Origin of the sequence: Gordonia terrae (assembly GCF_051789125.1) — a bacterium.
In the GTDB taxonomy this organism is placed as follows: Bacteria; Actinomycetota; Actinomycetes; order Mycobacteriales; family Mycobacteriaceae; genus Gordonia; species Gordonia terrae_A.
This window is the reverse complement of the sequence record NZ_CP196526.1, coordinates 3,807,693-3,821,613: the sequence shown is the minus strand read 5'-3', so window position 1 is coordinate 3,821,613 and position 13,921 is coordinate 3,807,693. Positions and strand designations below refer to the sequence as shown.

12 protein-coding genes are annotated in these 13,921 nt (G+C 66.8%); 3 read left to right on the top strand and 9 right to left on the bottom strand.

The genetic code is table 11. The features are described 5' to 3' along the window. Positions 1 to 31 precede the first annotated feature (31 nt). The 9 genes from ACSUZC_RS17465 to ACSUZC_RS17425 all read right to left on the bottom strand — a co-directional run bounded on the left by ACSUZC_RS17465 (position 32) and on the right by ACSUZC_RS17425 (position 12,285). Positions 32 to 1,432 carry an O-antigen ligase family protein gene (locus ACSUZC_RS17465; protein WP_439029746.1) on the bottom strand — a complete coding sequence of 467 codons (1,401 nt, stop codon included), beginning with the start codon at positions 1,430 to 1,432 and terminating at the stop codon, positions 32 to 34. 186 nt (positions 1,433 to 1,618) lie between these two features. Next, positions 1,619 to 2,230 carry a DUF4262 domain-containing protein gene (locus ACSUZC_RS17460; RefSeq protein ID WP_439029745.1) on the bottom strand — a complete coding sequence of 204 codons (612 nt, stop codon included), beginning with the start codon at positions 2,228 to 2,230 and terminating at the stop codon, positions 1,619 to 1,621. 130 nt (positions 2,231 to 2,360) lie between these two features. Beyond that, a complete protein-coding gene (locus ACSUZC_RS17455) occupies positions 2,361 to 3,572 on the bottom strand; it encodes a nitrate/nitrite transporter (protein WP_439029744.1) in 1,212 nt (403 codons plus the stop codon). Continuing rightward, positions 3,569 to 4,318: a respiratory nitrate reductase subunit gamma gene (narI, locus tag ACSUZC_RS17450; RefSeq protein ID WP_439029743.1), complete on the bottom strand. Its 750-nt coding sequence runs from the start codon at positions 4,316 to 4,318 to the stop codon at positions 3,569 to 3,571. Before narI ends, ACSUZC_RS17455 begins: the two co-directional genes overlap by 4 nt. A 34-nt stretch (positions 4,319 to 4,352) precedes the next feature. Next, a complete protein-coding gene (gene narJ, locus ACSUZC_RS17445) occupies positions 4,353 to 5,024 on the bottom strand; it encodes a nitrate reductase molybdenum cofactor assembly chaperone (protein WP_439029742.1) in 672 nt (223 codons plus the stop codon). Then, positions 5,021 to 6,700, bottom strand: coding sequence for a nitrate reductase subunit beta (gene narH, locus ACSUZC_RS17440; RefSeq protein ID WP_439029741.1), 1,680 nt, complete (start codon positions 6,698 to 6,700; stop codon positions 5,021 to 5,023). Before narH ends, narJ begins: the two co-directional genes overlap by 4 nt. Further along, on the bottom strand, positions 6,700 to 10,419 hold the full coding sequence (locus ACSUZC_RS17435) for a nitrate reductase subunit alpha (protein ID WP_439029740.1): 3,720 nt from the start codon (positions 10,417 to 10,419) through the stop codon (positions 6,700 to 6,702). The genes narH and ACSUZC_RS17435 overlap by 1 nt, the downstream gene beginning before the upstream one ends. A 128-nt stretch (positions 10,420 to 10,547) precedes the next feature. Next, entirely contained in the window at positions 10,548 to 10,889 is a 342-nt protein-coding gene (locus tag ACSUZC_RS17430) for a cupin domain-containing protein (protein ID WP_010842215.1), read from the bottom strand. Between the two features lie 328 nt (positions 10,890 to 11,217). Further along, entirely contained in the window at positions 11,218 to 12,285 is a 1,068-nt protein-coding gene (locus tag ACSUZC_RS17425; protein ID WP_439029739.1) for a PQQ-dependent sugar dehydrogenase, read from the bottom strand. Positions 12,286 to 12,556: 271 nt separating this feature from the next. On the opposite strand from ACSUZC_RS17425, the gene rpsH reads away from it, so the two are divergent. The 3 genes from rpsH to rplR are packed head-to-tail and all read left to right on the top strand — an operon-like array spanning position 12,557 to position 13,914. Continuing rightward, positions 12,557 to 12,955 carry a 30S ribosomal protein S8 gene (gene rpsH / locus ACSUZC_RS17420; protein WP_010842213.1) on the top strand — a complete coding sequence of 133 codons (399 nt, stop codon included), beginning with the start codon at positions 12,557 to 12,559 and terminating at the stop codon, positions 12,953 to 12,955. Between the two features lie 14 nt (positions 12,956 to 12,969). Next, positions 12,970 to 13,506, top strand: a complete 537-nt coding sequence (gene rplF / locus ACSUZC_RS17415; RefSeq protein WP_439029738.1) for a 50S ribosomal protein L6 — start codon at positions 12,970 to 12,972, stop codon at positions 13,504 to 13,506. 3 nt (positions 13,507 to 13,509) lie between these two features. Beyond that, positions 13,510 to 13,914 carry a 50S ribosomal protein L18 gene (rplR, locus tag ACSUZC_RS17410; protein WP_238422477.1) on the top strand — a complete coding sequence of 135 codons (405 nt, stop codon included), beginning with the start codon at positions 13,510 to 13,512 and terminating at the stop codon, positions 13,912 to 13,914. Positions 13,915 to 13,921 lie beyond the last annotated feature (7 nt).

The window sequence follows — 13,921 nt, the reverse complement described above, 5'->3', positions numbered from 1 at the left end:
GGTGTGCCGGTCAGATGTGACGGCAGCGCTCTCAGGAGTTCGCGGATGTAGGTCTGGACTCCGCTCCCTCCGGGACGAAGTGCAAGCGCACCGTACGTGATTCGTGTTGTGCCGTCGCGCATCCAGCAGCTCCCAACAGTAACCAGAAGAAGAAGTCGAGCGGGAAGATCTCGAAATAGGTGGCCACCAGGCAGGCCACCATCGCCGCGACCATCGACGCACTCACACCCAGGACGAAGGCTCCATCCGGGTCGGGCATGCGGCGCGAATACTGCACGCACCAGATCACCGCGGTCACGATCAGTGCCAGGAACAACCACAACCCGATCGGCCCCAGCTCGAGCAGCAGCTTCACGTAGTAGTTGTCCGGTTGATAGTTCCGGGACAGTTGCTGCACCGTGCCATCGGCGCCCGCGGTGATGGTCGGTGTCGTCTCGCCGCGCGCCGCCGACATCGCGTCGGCGGCCGAGCCGCTCGACGCGAGCCCGGTCCCGAGTGGGTGCACCCAGATGCTCGCGAAGATGTCACCCCAGCCCGAGCCGCGCTGGCTGAGGCTGCTCGACGAGAAGAACACCTTGGTGATGCTCGACGGCAGGAACGGCAACGACACGACGGCGAACACCCCGAGTGCGAGGAGCGGGGCGATGAGTCGGCGGAACCGCAACGCGGCCAGCCAGATCACCCCGACGGCCAGACCGAGGATTGCTGCACGGACCACCGACGTGGCCATCGTGACCGCCATGATCGGCCAGCAGGCGAGGAACAACTGATTGCGGCGGCGGCCGGTGTCGGACAATGCGACCGCCCCGCCGACCAGGAGTGCGAGCATCACGAACAGCCCGAAACCGAACGGCTGATTGAAAGTGCTGAACGTCCGGAACAACGGGCCGCTCGATCGGACCTGCTCGCCGTAGGTGTAGCCGAGCTCCACCAGCCGTGCCGGACCGAGGAGCTGCTGGCCGATCCCCACGAGCGTCGTGATCACCCCGAGCGCCATGATGATCGACACCAACCGATCGCGATCGCGGGCGTCGAACGGTGTCAGCCACAGGGCGAGGACGACGAACAAGTAGAAGAAGGTCACCTTGACGCCGTACAGGCCGATGGGGCCGTAGACGTAGAGCGCCGACACCACACCGAAGGCGACCAGCACCGCCGCCGCCGGCCACCACGGCATGTGCAGGGGCGGGTCGGTCCGGTCGGCGGGCCGAACGCGTCGGTTGACGGCACAGATCAGCGTCAGCGCGAGAACGCCCTCTTTCCACGCCGAGGCGATCCCCGGCACCGGGACGATGTCGAGGAGTCCGTCGAGCGGCGTGAGCGCGGCCAGCACCAGCAGTCCGCGCTGCGGGCGCCGGTAGATGAACGAGACGAAGACACCGGCGAGAATGAGGACGACGAGGACAGCACCCACGACCGGGAGGTACGCCACGCCCGACCCGCCTTCCCTCATGCCCCCGTGGTCTGTTCGAGCCCCCGACCATCCATGGTGGCACCCCGAGCGCCCGTTGTCCGGGCCAACGGCGACAGGCGTGTCGTGCCGGTGGCAACAGGTGTGTGGTTCCGACGGCAACAGCCGTGTCGCGGGAACCCCGGCGGGACAGGGCTCCCGCGCGGCTCAGTGCCCCGAGATGCGACGCTGCTTCCGGGGTCTCGTCCGGTCGGGTCCGGGTTCGGTGGTGAGGAGCCGCGGCTCGTCGACGACAGCGTCGGTGAGCTGGGGCAGACCCTTCACCGGCTGGTGCATCGGGAGCAGGGTGTAGTCGGCTTCCCACGGCAGGTGGCCGTACTCGTCGGGCCACACCACCTGCAGCTTCGGCTGGTCCGGGAACAACAGGTTCGCCAGGATGAGCTCGTCGACGTCGAGCTGCTCGATCAGACGGACCGTGACCGCAACCGTCTGTAGCCGGATGTCGGCTCGCCGGGCGACCAGATCGCGCCAGTCCTCACGATGCAGCAGGTCGCCGAGTTCGTTCAGGACGTAGTGGGCGGTGAGTGGATCGAGACCGTAGACGGCCAGCTCGGGTATCGAGTGCAGCGAGAGGCCGGCGGTGTAGGAGAAACAGCATTCGGTCGGTGTGGCCGTGGACGCTTCGTCGAACTCGGGCACGCCCTCGCCGATGGCGGTGACCTGCCATCCGCAACGCCGGATGGTCTCGATGGTCGAGCGGATGACGGGGTTGGGATGCCACCTGGGCAGACCTCGGATCGCGGCAGCGTGGTCTGACATGGATCGCTCCTTTGTTCGACGGTGCGACCATGACACCACGGGGTCCCGACAATTCCCGGGCACGCAGGCAAGAGCCCGACACCGAGAGGTCTGGCGGCACAACACCTACAGGAGGGTGTCCGAGCTCCGGTCAGGCGTCGGCGCGCTTCCGGATGCCGAACACCGTGAACAGCGCCGCGCAGGTCGCGAAGACGGCCAACAGTGCCAGGCCGATCGTGTAGCTGTGGGTGGCCGAGTCGTACGTCGCGCCCATGAGCATCGGGGGGAAGAACCCGCCGAGCCCACCGAGAGCGCCCACGATCCCGGTGACCGAACCGACCCGTTCGGCGGGAGCAGCCTGGGCGACCCAGCTGAAGACCGACCCCGACCCGAGCCCCATGCAGACGGCCATCAGCACGAAATCGATGCCCGCCGGTATCTCGACCGGCGGCTTGGTGATCATCCAGACGGCGAGCACCGCGGCACCCCCGCACGAGATGACCGTGATGATGCGCGGCCCGAAGCGGTCGGACAGGATGCCGCCGAGGGGGCGAGCGATGACCGCGGCGATCGCGAACCCCGCTGTGCGAGTACCCGCTGCCTGCAGATCGAAGTCGTACACGTCCTTGAGGTACGTCGGCAGGTAGGTGCTGAACGCGACGAAGCCTCCGAATGCCGCTGCGTAGAGGAAACCGAGCTGCCAGGTGATCGGCAATTTGGCCGCACCGACAAGTTTGGGCACCACCGAGTCATGAGATGCGGCCCACCGGGGTGAGTCGCGCATGAACAGCCAGCAGATCAGCGCGATCACCGCCAGCGCGACCGCGATGATGACGTGCGTCGCGACATACCCGAACCACGACACGAAGCGCGGCGTGAAGAAGGCCGACAGTGCCGTTCCACCCATGCCGGCGCCGAAGACGCCGGTCGCGAATCCGCGACGTGACTTGTCGTACCAGGCGTTCACGAACGGGATGCCGACCGCGAAGGTCGTCCCGCCGATACCGAGGAAGAACCCGGCCACGAGGAGCAGCGCATAGCTGGCGAAGTGCCCGGCGGCGGCGACCAGCAGGACGAAGGGGATGGTCACGACGAGCAGCACGGTGAACATCAGGCGTCCGCCGAACCGGTCGGTCAGCGCGCCGGTGAGTATCCGCCCCAGCGAGCCGACCAGGATGGGGATGGCGACGAGGACCGACTTCTGCGTGGCGCTCAGATCGAGCTGATCGGTGTAGACGACCCCCAGCGGACCGATGAGGTTCCAGGCCCAGAAGCTGACCGCGAAGGCCACGGTCGCCAGGACGAGGTTCTTGGTCTGCCCGGCGGCGACCGAGGGCGGTGTGGCGGTGGTCTCGGCGGTCATCGATCACGATCCTTCACTCCGACGGGCGCCCATCCGGGGCGGTACGGCTGATTGCCCGGCATCGACCTCTGGTCGCGACTCCGGTACACGATGTAGGGACGGAACAGGTAGTGCACAGGTGCGGTGAAGATGTGTACCAACCGGGTGAACGGCACCATCGCGAAGAGCAGCATCCCGATCAGGATGTGCACGTGGAAACGCAACGGCGCCTGGGCCATCGCCGAGACGTCGGGCTGCAGGACGAACAGCGAGCGGAACCACGGCGACACCGTCTCGCGGTAGTTCACCCCTTCGGCGTGCGGATCGAGGGTCCCGATCAGGGTGATGTAGGTGCCGACAAGTAGTGCGCTCACCAGCACGAGGTACATCGCCTTGTCGTTGCGCGTGGTCGCCATGAACACCGGCCCCACCGTGCGGCGACGGTAGACCAGCATGCCGACCCCGACGAGCGTCGCCACTGCGGCGAGGAGTCCGAATCCGCCCGCCCCCCAGTGGTACAGGGTCTCCGAGACGCCGATGGCCTCGGTCCACGACTCGGGGATCAGCAGTCCGATCGCGTGGCCGATGATCACCACGAGCACGCCGTAGTGGAACAGGGGTGAGGCAACCCGCAGCAGGCGTGACTCGTAAAGCTCCGACGACCGCGTCGTCCACCCGAACTTGTCGTAGCGATAGCGCCAGATGGTTCCACCGATGAGCAGTCCGAGCGTCGCATAGGGCACCACGCCCCACAGGAATATGTCCACGCGTCGTCACCTCTCGTTCGGTCGGTCGGTCGGTTCAGGTCGGGTCGAGGGGCAGGAGTCGCGGGTCGTACGGCTCGAGTCCCACCGTCTCGGTGGGGACGGGTCGCGACATCGCCATCGCCGATTCGCGGTCCGGCGGCGACGGACTGGGCAGTGTCCGGCACACGGCATCGAGCGTCGCCGCGTAGGGGGATTCGTGCTCTAGTAGCGAGAATTTGATGAGTTCGAGTGCCGCGCGGTGCTTCTCGAGGACCTCGACGCCTCGCTCCGGATCGGCACGGGCACTGAACTCGAGCACGATGGGCAAGTGGTCGGGCAGCTCGCCGTGGAGGTCGACGAGGTATCCGCTGTCCCGGTAGAGCTGCTTGAACTCACCGAGAGTGGTGCCGCGGCGGCGGGTGTCGCCGTCGGTCCAATACGACAGGTAGAGCGTCTGTCGTCTCGACAGATCGAACAGGTCGATGTACTCGCGCCGAAGGTCCCCGGGATCGCCGGCCGCCAGGTGATCGACCGTGATCCGGATCCGTTGAGCCGCCGGGTCATCGCCGGCCTCGTCGAGCGCGGCACGCATCAGGTCGACTCGCGCGAGCACGTCGTCGTCGGGATAACCGAGGCACCAGGAAGCGATCTGATGGATCACGCGGGCGTCGGTCGGCCGCCGTCGACGAGCGGACGGCCGGCGGTCGAAGGTGCGTAGGGCCTTCACGGGGTGCCGTCCCGGTGCCGGAGTTCCCGTTCGGGGAACATGCCTGCGGGAACACCGTTTCCGTCCCAGTTCAACAGGTTGGTCCGTCCGGCCATCGTATGGTCGCCCGCCGCGGTGTCGGTGGTCTGGCGCTGTTTGAGCGCGTGGAAGGTCTCCACCGAGACCGGTGCGGGCCGCCCGCTGGCCTCACCGAAGGCCGAGGAGTCGAACATGCCCGGACCGTCCTCGTAATCCAGCGAGCACGCCATCTCGTCGAGCTTCTCGGCCTGCTCGAGGTGGGCCGTCGGAATCACATACCGCGCATCGTATTTCGCGATCGCCATCAGGCGGTACATCTCGTAGACCTGCTCCTCGTCCATGCCCACGGCGGCGGGGATGCCCGGGTCGGTCTCCCGGCCCAGGGTGACGTCACGCATGTAGGCGCGCATCGCGGCCAATCGTCGGAGGACCCCGTCGATGACGTCGGTGTCTCCCGCGCTGAACAGTTCGGCCAGGTACTCGACGGGGATCCGGAGCGCCTCGATCGCGCCGAAGAGGGTTCCCGGGCTCTCCGCGTCGTGCCCCTGTTCGGTGAGCAGATCGACGATCGGCGACAACGGTGGCACGTACCAGACCATCGGCATGGTGCGGTATTCCGGGTGCAGCGGGAGCGCGACCCGGTACTTCTTGGCCAGGGCGTAGACCGGTGACCGGCGTGCCGCCTCGAGCCAGTCGTCCGGTATCCCGTCGGCGGTGGCCGCGGCGATGACCTCCGGGTCCTCGGGGTCGAGCATGAGGTCGAGCTGGGCTTCGTACAGATCGCGTTCGTCGGGTGTCGACGCCGCCGCGGTCACCGCATCGGCGTCGTAGAGGAAGATACCGAGATACCGCAGCCGGCCGACGCACGTCTCCGAACACACCGTCGGCTGACCGACCTCGATGCGCGGGTAGCAGAGTGTGCACTTCTCGGCCTTGCCGGACTTGTGGTTGAAATAGATCTTCTTGTAGGGACATCCGGTGATGCACTGCCGCCAGCCCCGACAACGATCCTGGTCGACGAGCACGATGCCGTCCTCGCTGCGCTTGTAGATCGCGCCGGAGGGGCACGACGCCATGCAACTCGGGTTGAGGCAGTGTTCGCAGATACGCGGCAGATAGAACATGAACGTCTGCTCGAAACCGAATTTGACGGCGTCCTCGGACTCGCGCCGCAGCTTCTCGACGACGGGATCGTGCGGCGCGAGTTCCGGTCCGCCGCCGAGGTTGTCGTCCCAGTTCGCCGACCAGGTCACCTTCGTGTCCTTGCCCGTCAGCAAGGACTTGGGCCGGGCGACCGGGAAGTCGTCGCCGAGTGGTGCGTCGATCAGGGTCTGGTAGTCATACGTCCAGGGTTCGTAATAGTCGTCGATGGTGGGCTGGACCGGACTGGCGAAGAGCGTCAACAGTTTCTGCAGTCGACCGCCGGCGCGGAGGCGCAACTTGCCGTTGCGGTTGAGCCGCCAGCCGCCACGCCACGTGTCCTGGTCCTCGTAACGGCGCGGATAACCCTGTCCCGGGCGGGTTTCGACGTTGTTGAACCAGACGTACTCCGTCCCCGACCGATTGGTCCACGCCTGCTTGCACGTCACCGAGCAGGTGTGGCACCCGATGCACTTGTCGAGATTCATCACCATGCCGACCTGAGCCATCACTCGCATCAGTACGTCACCTCCTGTGCGCGCTTGCGGATCGTCGAGACCATGTCGCGCTGATTGCCGGTGGGGCCGAGATAGTTGAAGGCGTAGGACAACTGGGCGTACCCGCCGATGAGGTGCGTCGGTTTGACGAGCAGCCGCGTCGGCGAGTTGTGGATGCCGCCACGGCGCCCCGTCGCCTCCGATTTCGGCACGTCGATGGTGCGTTCCTGCGCGTGATAGACGTAGCAGACCCCGGCAGGCATGCGGTGACTGACGATCGCCCGGCAGACGAACACCCCGTTGGCGTTGACGCATTCGATCCAGTCGTTGTCGGACACCTCGATCGAGGCCGCGTCCTGGGGGCTGAGCCACGCGGTCGGGCCACCCCGGGACAACGACAGCATGAACAAGTTGTCCTGGTACTCACTGTGAATGGACCATTTGGAGTGCGGGGTGAGGTAGCGGACCGTGATCTCCCGCGAACCGTCGGGGCCGAGTTTGGGTTCGCCGAACAGCCGGTGCATGTCCAGCGGCGGCCGGTAGATGGGGAACGACTCGCCCATGTCGATCATCCAGTCGTGATCGAGATAGAAGTGCATCCGGCCGGTGAGCGTGTGAAAGGGCTTGAGTCGCTCGATGTTCACGGTGAACGGCGCATACCGGCGCCCGCCGGTCTCCGACCCCGACCACTCGGGGGAGGTGATCACCGGCACCGGCGCCTTCTGGGTGTCGGCGAAACTGATCCGCTTCTCCTCGGAACCGCGTGCGAGATCGTCGAGCCGCACCCCGACACGTTCCTGGAGTTGCTCGAAGCCGGCAACCGCGAGTTCGCCGTTGGTCGTGCCCGACAGCGTGAGGATGGCCTCGGCGAGCTTCTCGTCGGTGTCGATGGCCGGCCGTCCGTCGCCTGCCCCGCCCAGCATCACCCCGTTGGATTCCGCGAGTCGCCGCGTCTGCTCCTCGAGGGGGTAGGTGACGTTCTTGACGGTGAAGCCGAGCGAGTCGGCAAGGGGTCCGACGGTCGCCAGTTTGTCCGCGATCGTCGTGTAATCCCGTTCCACGACCGTGAAATTGGGCATGTTGCGGCCGGGGTGGCCGGGCGCGCCCTCCCGCTGCCAGTCGACGACCCGTCCATGCGGCTGAGCGGTCTCACCGGGTGTGTCGTGTTGCAGTGGCACGCTCACCAGGTCGTGGCGCGTCCCCAGATGGGTCCGGGCCATCTCGGAGAGTCGGCGCGCGAGCCGATGGAACAACTCGAAATCGGACTTCGCCTCCCACGGCGGGTCGATCGCCGGGGTGAAGGCGTGGACGAACGGGTGCATGTCCGTCGACGACAGGTCGTACTTCTCGTACCAGGTCGCCGCCGGGAGCACGATGTCGGACAGCAGCGTCGTCGAGGTCATCCGGAAGTCCGCGGACAGCAGCAGATCGAGTTTGCCCTCGGGGATGTCCTCACGCCAACGGATCTCGGCTGGGCGCGGGGTGTCGGGATTCTCCGTCCCGAGGACGTTGTGGTGGGTGCCCAGCAGCGTGCGGAGGAAGTACTCGTTGCCTTTTGCCGACGACCCGAGCAGGTTCGACCGCCAGAGCACCAGCGTCCGCGGCCAGTTCTCGGGGGCGTCGACGTCGGAGATCGCCGGGGTCAGGTCACCACTCTGCAGACGTTCGGCGACGTAGCCGGCGACATCGGAGGCCGTACCGTCGTCGACCGCGGCCGCCGCGGCCTCACCGACGTCGAGCGGGTTGGCGGAGAACTGGGGATAGAAGGGCATCCACCCGAGTCGCGCCGACTGTGCGATGGCGTCGGCGGTGTGTTCGTGGTCCATCGTGCCGCGGGCGAGGGGAGAGGCGAGCGAGGCCGTCGAATACCCGTCGTTCCGCCACTGACCGGTGTGCATGTACCAGTACGACGTACCGGTCATCGTGCGCGGCGGACGCGTCCAGTCCAGCGCGTTCGCCAGCGAGATCCACCCGGTGATCGGGCGGCATTTCTCCTGCCCGACGTAATGCGCCCAGCCTCCGCCGTTGCGGCCCATGCACCCGGTGAGGATCAGCAGGGACAGGATCGCGCGATAGGTCGCGTCGCCGTGGAACCACTGGCAGATACCGGCCCCCATGATGATCATCGATCGGCCCTGTGACTCCTCGGCATTCGCGGCGAACTCGCGCGCGACGCGGATCGCGGCGGCCGCCGGGACGCCGGTGATCTCGGCCTGCCATGCCGGGGTGTAGGGCGCCGAGACGTCGTCGTAACCGGTGGGCCACTCGCCGGGCAGACCGTCGCGGGAGACGCCGTACTGGGCGAGCATCAAGTCGTAGACGGTGGTGACGAGCCGACCGCCGATGCGCCGCGCGGGAACGCCGCGCCGGACCACCGTGCCGCTACCGTCGGGCGCGTCGAACAGGGGGAAGGCCACGGTGATGGGCTCTGCGGCGTCGCCGAGCAGGGTCAGCGCCGGACGCGCGCCTTCGAGATCGAGGTTCCACCGACCTTTACCCGACTCGGCGTACCGGAAGCCCATCGACCCGTTGGGAACCACCGGGCCGTCCTGCTCGGAGTCCCAGAAGACGGTCTTCCACACGTCCTCGTCGGCGGGCGCACGGCCTCCCGCGTGGAGTTCGTCGGCGGTGACGAACTTCCCCGCGACGAACTGCCCAGGGTGGTCGTCGCCCTGCTCGTCGAGATGGATGAGGAACGGGAGGTCGGTGTAGCGCCGCACATAGTCGTCGAAGAAGCCGGTCGAGCGCTGCACGAAGAACTCGGTGAGGATGACGTGACCCATCGCCATCGCGAGGGCGCCGTCGGTGCCGGCCTGGGCGGGCAGCCATTCGTCGGCGAACTTCGTGTTGTCGGCGTAGTCGGGGCTGACGGTCACCACCTTGGTGCCCCGGTATCGCACCTCGGCCATCCAGTGGGCGTCCGGGGTCCGCGTGACGGGGACGTTGGAACCCCACATCATCAGGTAGGTCGCATCCCACCAGTCGCCGGATTCGGGAACGTCGGTCTGGTCGCCGAAGACCTGCGGGCTGGCCACCGGGAGGTCGGCGTACCAGTCGTAGAACGACGTCATCACCCCGCCGATGAGCTGGATGAACCGGGTGCCGACGCAGTGGCTGACCATCGACATCGCCGGAATGGGTGAAAAGCCCGCACAGCGGTCGGGGCCGTAGGTCTTGATCGTGTGCACGTGTGCCGCGGCCGCCATCTCGATGGCCTCGTCCCAGGTCACCCGCACCAGTCCGCCCTTGCCTCGAGCCTGCTGGTACGAACGCCGCCGCAGCGGATCGCCCACCACATCGGCCCAGGCCAGCACGGGATCGTGCAGGCGCTTCTTGGCCTCGCGATACATCTCGACGAGCACCCCGCGCGCGTACGGATGCCGCACTCGCGTGGGGGAATAGGTGTACCAGGAGAAGGCGGCCCCGCGCGGGCACCCGCGCGGCTCGTACTCGGGACGGTCCGGACCGACCGACGGATAGTCGGTCTCCTGGGTCTCCCACGTGATGATCCCGTCCTTGACGTAGACCTTCCACGAGCACGATCCCGTGCAGTTCACACCGTGGGTCGAGCGGACGATCTTGTCGTGACTCCACCGGTCGCGGTAGAACACGTCGCCGGCGCGGCCACCCTCGCGGAAGACCGCTCGCCGGTCGTCCGTCTCGTCCCAGCGGGTGAAGAATTTTCCGATGTTCAGCAGGGCTGTGGCTGCAGTGCCCTGGATGTCGTCAGACCGGGCCATAGGCGTCACCCTACGGACGGCGTGGTGAATTTACTTCGCGAATCGAAAAGTCGATCAGATACGGCGCAGACTGTTTCCGCAGAATACATTCGGCGCACATGTGCAGAACATCGACATGATCGGCCCGATCACCGGGTTGCAACCGTCAGCAGGATCGCCGAATCCTCTTCGGCGGTCAATCCGTGACGCGTCGACGGAATCGTCACGAGATCGCCCTCTGCTCCCTTCCAGGAACCGTCCGGATCGCCGTCCGCGGTGGTGAGAACGACGCGACCGCGCAGGACGTGCAGTGTGGCCTCGGTGGGGCTCTCGTGATCGGACAGTGCCGCGCCGGCGGTGAGGGCGATCACGGTCTGCCGTAGATGGCGAGAAGAGTTGCCGTGCAACGTATGCGACGCGCGATGGCTCGACGCCTCACGGGCCGACGAGAGGAGTTGATCGACGAGTTCGGGCAGGTGGGTCGAATTCACTGTTCCACCATGACATCGCGGGACGGCGCCGACACGTCGTTCGGGTCGATCGAGGCCTGTTCGTTGTTCTCCGTACCGGTTCTCTCCGATGCCGGGAATAGCGCACACGACCATTGCGGAAATCGGATGGCGCCGTCGACGAGTTTCGCGGACACGTGTGTGAAGAGACGATTTCTCGAATGCGTTCCGAAGATATCCACGACCGGGTCCGAACGTCGTCGAACGCAGTGCTGATTCACGCCCGAGTGCTATACCCGTCGCATTGTTCAGGGGTTTGTCTCGCGACTTTCCCCGACCCGGGCACAGGTGGGCGTGACCCTGGGTCACGTCACCCCGGACGCATGCGGAACAGGCGGTCGTCGGACCCGATGGGCCGGCCGCGTCCGTCCCTGTTGCTCGTCCCGAACCAGACCGAACCGTCGGGCGCGGCCGCCACCGCGCGGAGCCGGCCGTAGTCGTCGGTGAACCGGGCGGTCGGTGGTCCCACCGACTCGCCGTCGAGGGGGATCTCCCACATGCGCCGGCCGCGCAGCGCGGCCATGTATGCACGCCCGCCGACGACGGCCAGTCCGGCCGGTGACGCCTCCTCGGTCGTCCACCCGGCAACCGGTCCGACGAACCGCGGATCGTCCGACTCACCCTCGACCTCGGGCCACCCGTAGTTGCCGCCGCGGCGGATCAGGTTGAGTTCGTCGCGACGGTTCTGGCCGAACTCGCTCGCCCAGAGGCGTCCCGACGCGTCGAGGGCGAGCCCTTCGACGTTGCGATGACCGTAGGACCAGACCTCGTTGTCGAACGGATTGCCCGGCCACGGGCGCCCGTCGCGGTCCACGCGCAGGATCTTGCCGTTGAGTGCCCGGACGTCCTGGGCCACCTCCGGTACCGCCGCGTCGCCGACGGCGACGAACAGGCTGCCGTCGGCAGCGAACAGCAACGCGCCACCGTGGTGGTTGTAGGCGGCGTCGAGACCCGTGATCAGTGTCCGCGGGCCGGTGAGCCGCGTGCCGTCGAACTCCATCCGCACCAGCCGGTTGTCGGTGGCGGTGGTGTAGTAGAGGAACACGGCACTGTCGTCGCCCGGTGCGACGGCGATTCCCTGGAGGCCGCCCTCACCCCGAGGCGCGGCGTCGGCGACACCTCCCACGGTCCGTGTGTCGCCGTCGGGGGAGACCCGGACCACGGTCGCGGCGTCGCGTTGGGTGACCAGTGCGTCGCCGTTGCGCAGGAACGCGATCGCCCACGGGACCTCGAGCCCCGACGCGATGACCTCGGGCGAGCCGGCGTCGGGCGCCTCGGTGCGGGATGGGTCGGTTTCGGTGCACCCGGACACCAGAGCCGCACCCGCGATCAGCCCCGCTCCGAGGAGTCCGCTTCTGAGCACCTGTCGACGGTCCATATCTCGATGGTGCCCGAACCCCGCGGGGGCCCGGCCGGCGCCGATTTGGGTCTACGCTGCGGATTCCCTACACTAGACCGGTTGCCTGTGCACCTCAGGTGTCCGGGACACAACTGAATAGTCTCCGGTGCCGGCGAAAAGCCAAGGGCATCGGCGGCGAGAACCTTCAGAAACAACTATCCACTTCGTGGAAGGCCCACCGCAGGTCACGGGGATGTCCCCGCGTCCGGCGCTGTATGGGAACCGCTACGAGAAAGGTTGACGGTCACCCATGACCATGACTGACCCGATCGCAGACTTCTTGACGCGTCTGCGTAACGCCAACTCGGCGTACCACGACGAGGTGACACTGCCCTCGTCGAAGATCAAGGTGAACATCGCCGAGATCCTCAAGCGCGAGGGCTACATCACCGACTACCGCACCGAAGACGCGGAGGTCGGAAAGAGCCTCGTCGTCTCGCTGAAGTACGGGCCGAGCCGTGAGCGTTCCATCGCCGGCCTGCGCCGCGTCTCCAAGCCCGGTCTCCGGGTGTATGCAAAGTCCACCAACCTGCCCAAGGTTCTGGGCGGCCTCGGCGTGGCCATCATCTCCACGTCGTCGGGTCTGCTCACCGATCGCCAGGCAGCCAACCAGGGCGTGGGCGGCGAAGTCCTCGCCTACGTCTGGTAGGGGGAGGTAACAACATGTCGCGTATCGGAAAGAACCCCATCGAGATCCCCGCTGGCGTGGACGTCACCATCGACGGCCAGAACGTCACCGTGAAGGGCCCGAAGGGTGAGCTCTCGCTCACCATCTCCGAGCCCATCTCGGTCGCCAAGGAGGACAACTCCATCGTCGTCACCCGCCCCAACGACGAGCGTCGCAGTCGCGCGCTGCACGGCCTGAGCCGTTCGCTCGTGAACAATCTCGTCGTCGGCGTCACGCAGGGCTACACCAAGAAGATGGAGATCTTCGGTGTCGGTTACCGCGTGCAGGCCAAGGGCAGCGACCTCGAGTTCGCACTCGGTTACAGCCATCCCGTGCCGATCGAGGCCCCGGCGGGCATCACGTTCGCCGTGGAGTCCCCGACGAAGTTCTCGGTCTCGGGTATCGACAAGCAGCAAGTCGGCGAGATCTCGGCGGTCATCCGCCGCCTGCGTCGTCCGGACCCCTACAAGGGCAAGGGCATTCGCTACGAGGGTGAACAGATCCGTCGCAAGGTCGGAAAGACGGGTAAGTAAGCCATGAGTGATTCAGCTACCAAGACAGTGCGCAAGCCGGTCGGCAAGGACGTCTCGACGCGTCGTCGCAAGGCGACCGCCAACCGTCACTTCCGTCTCCGCAAGAAGGTCAGCGGCACCCCCGCTCGTCCGCGTCTCGCGGTCAAGCGCAGCTCGCGCCACATCCACGTGCAGCTCATCGACGACCTGGCCGGCAAGACGCTGGCCGCGGCGTCGTCGATCGAGGCCGACGTGCGTGCGGCAGGCGGGGACAAGTCCGCGCAGGCTGCCAAGGTCGGCGAACTTATCGCCGCCCGCGCCAAGGCTGCCGGTGTCGACGCCGTCGTGTTCGACCGCGGTGGCAAGGACTACCACGGCCGGATCGCCGCGCTCGCCGACGCCGCCCGCGAGGGAGGCCTGAGCTTCTGATGACCAT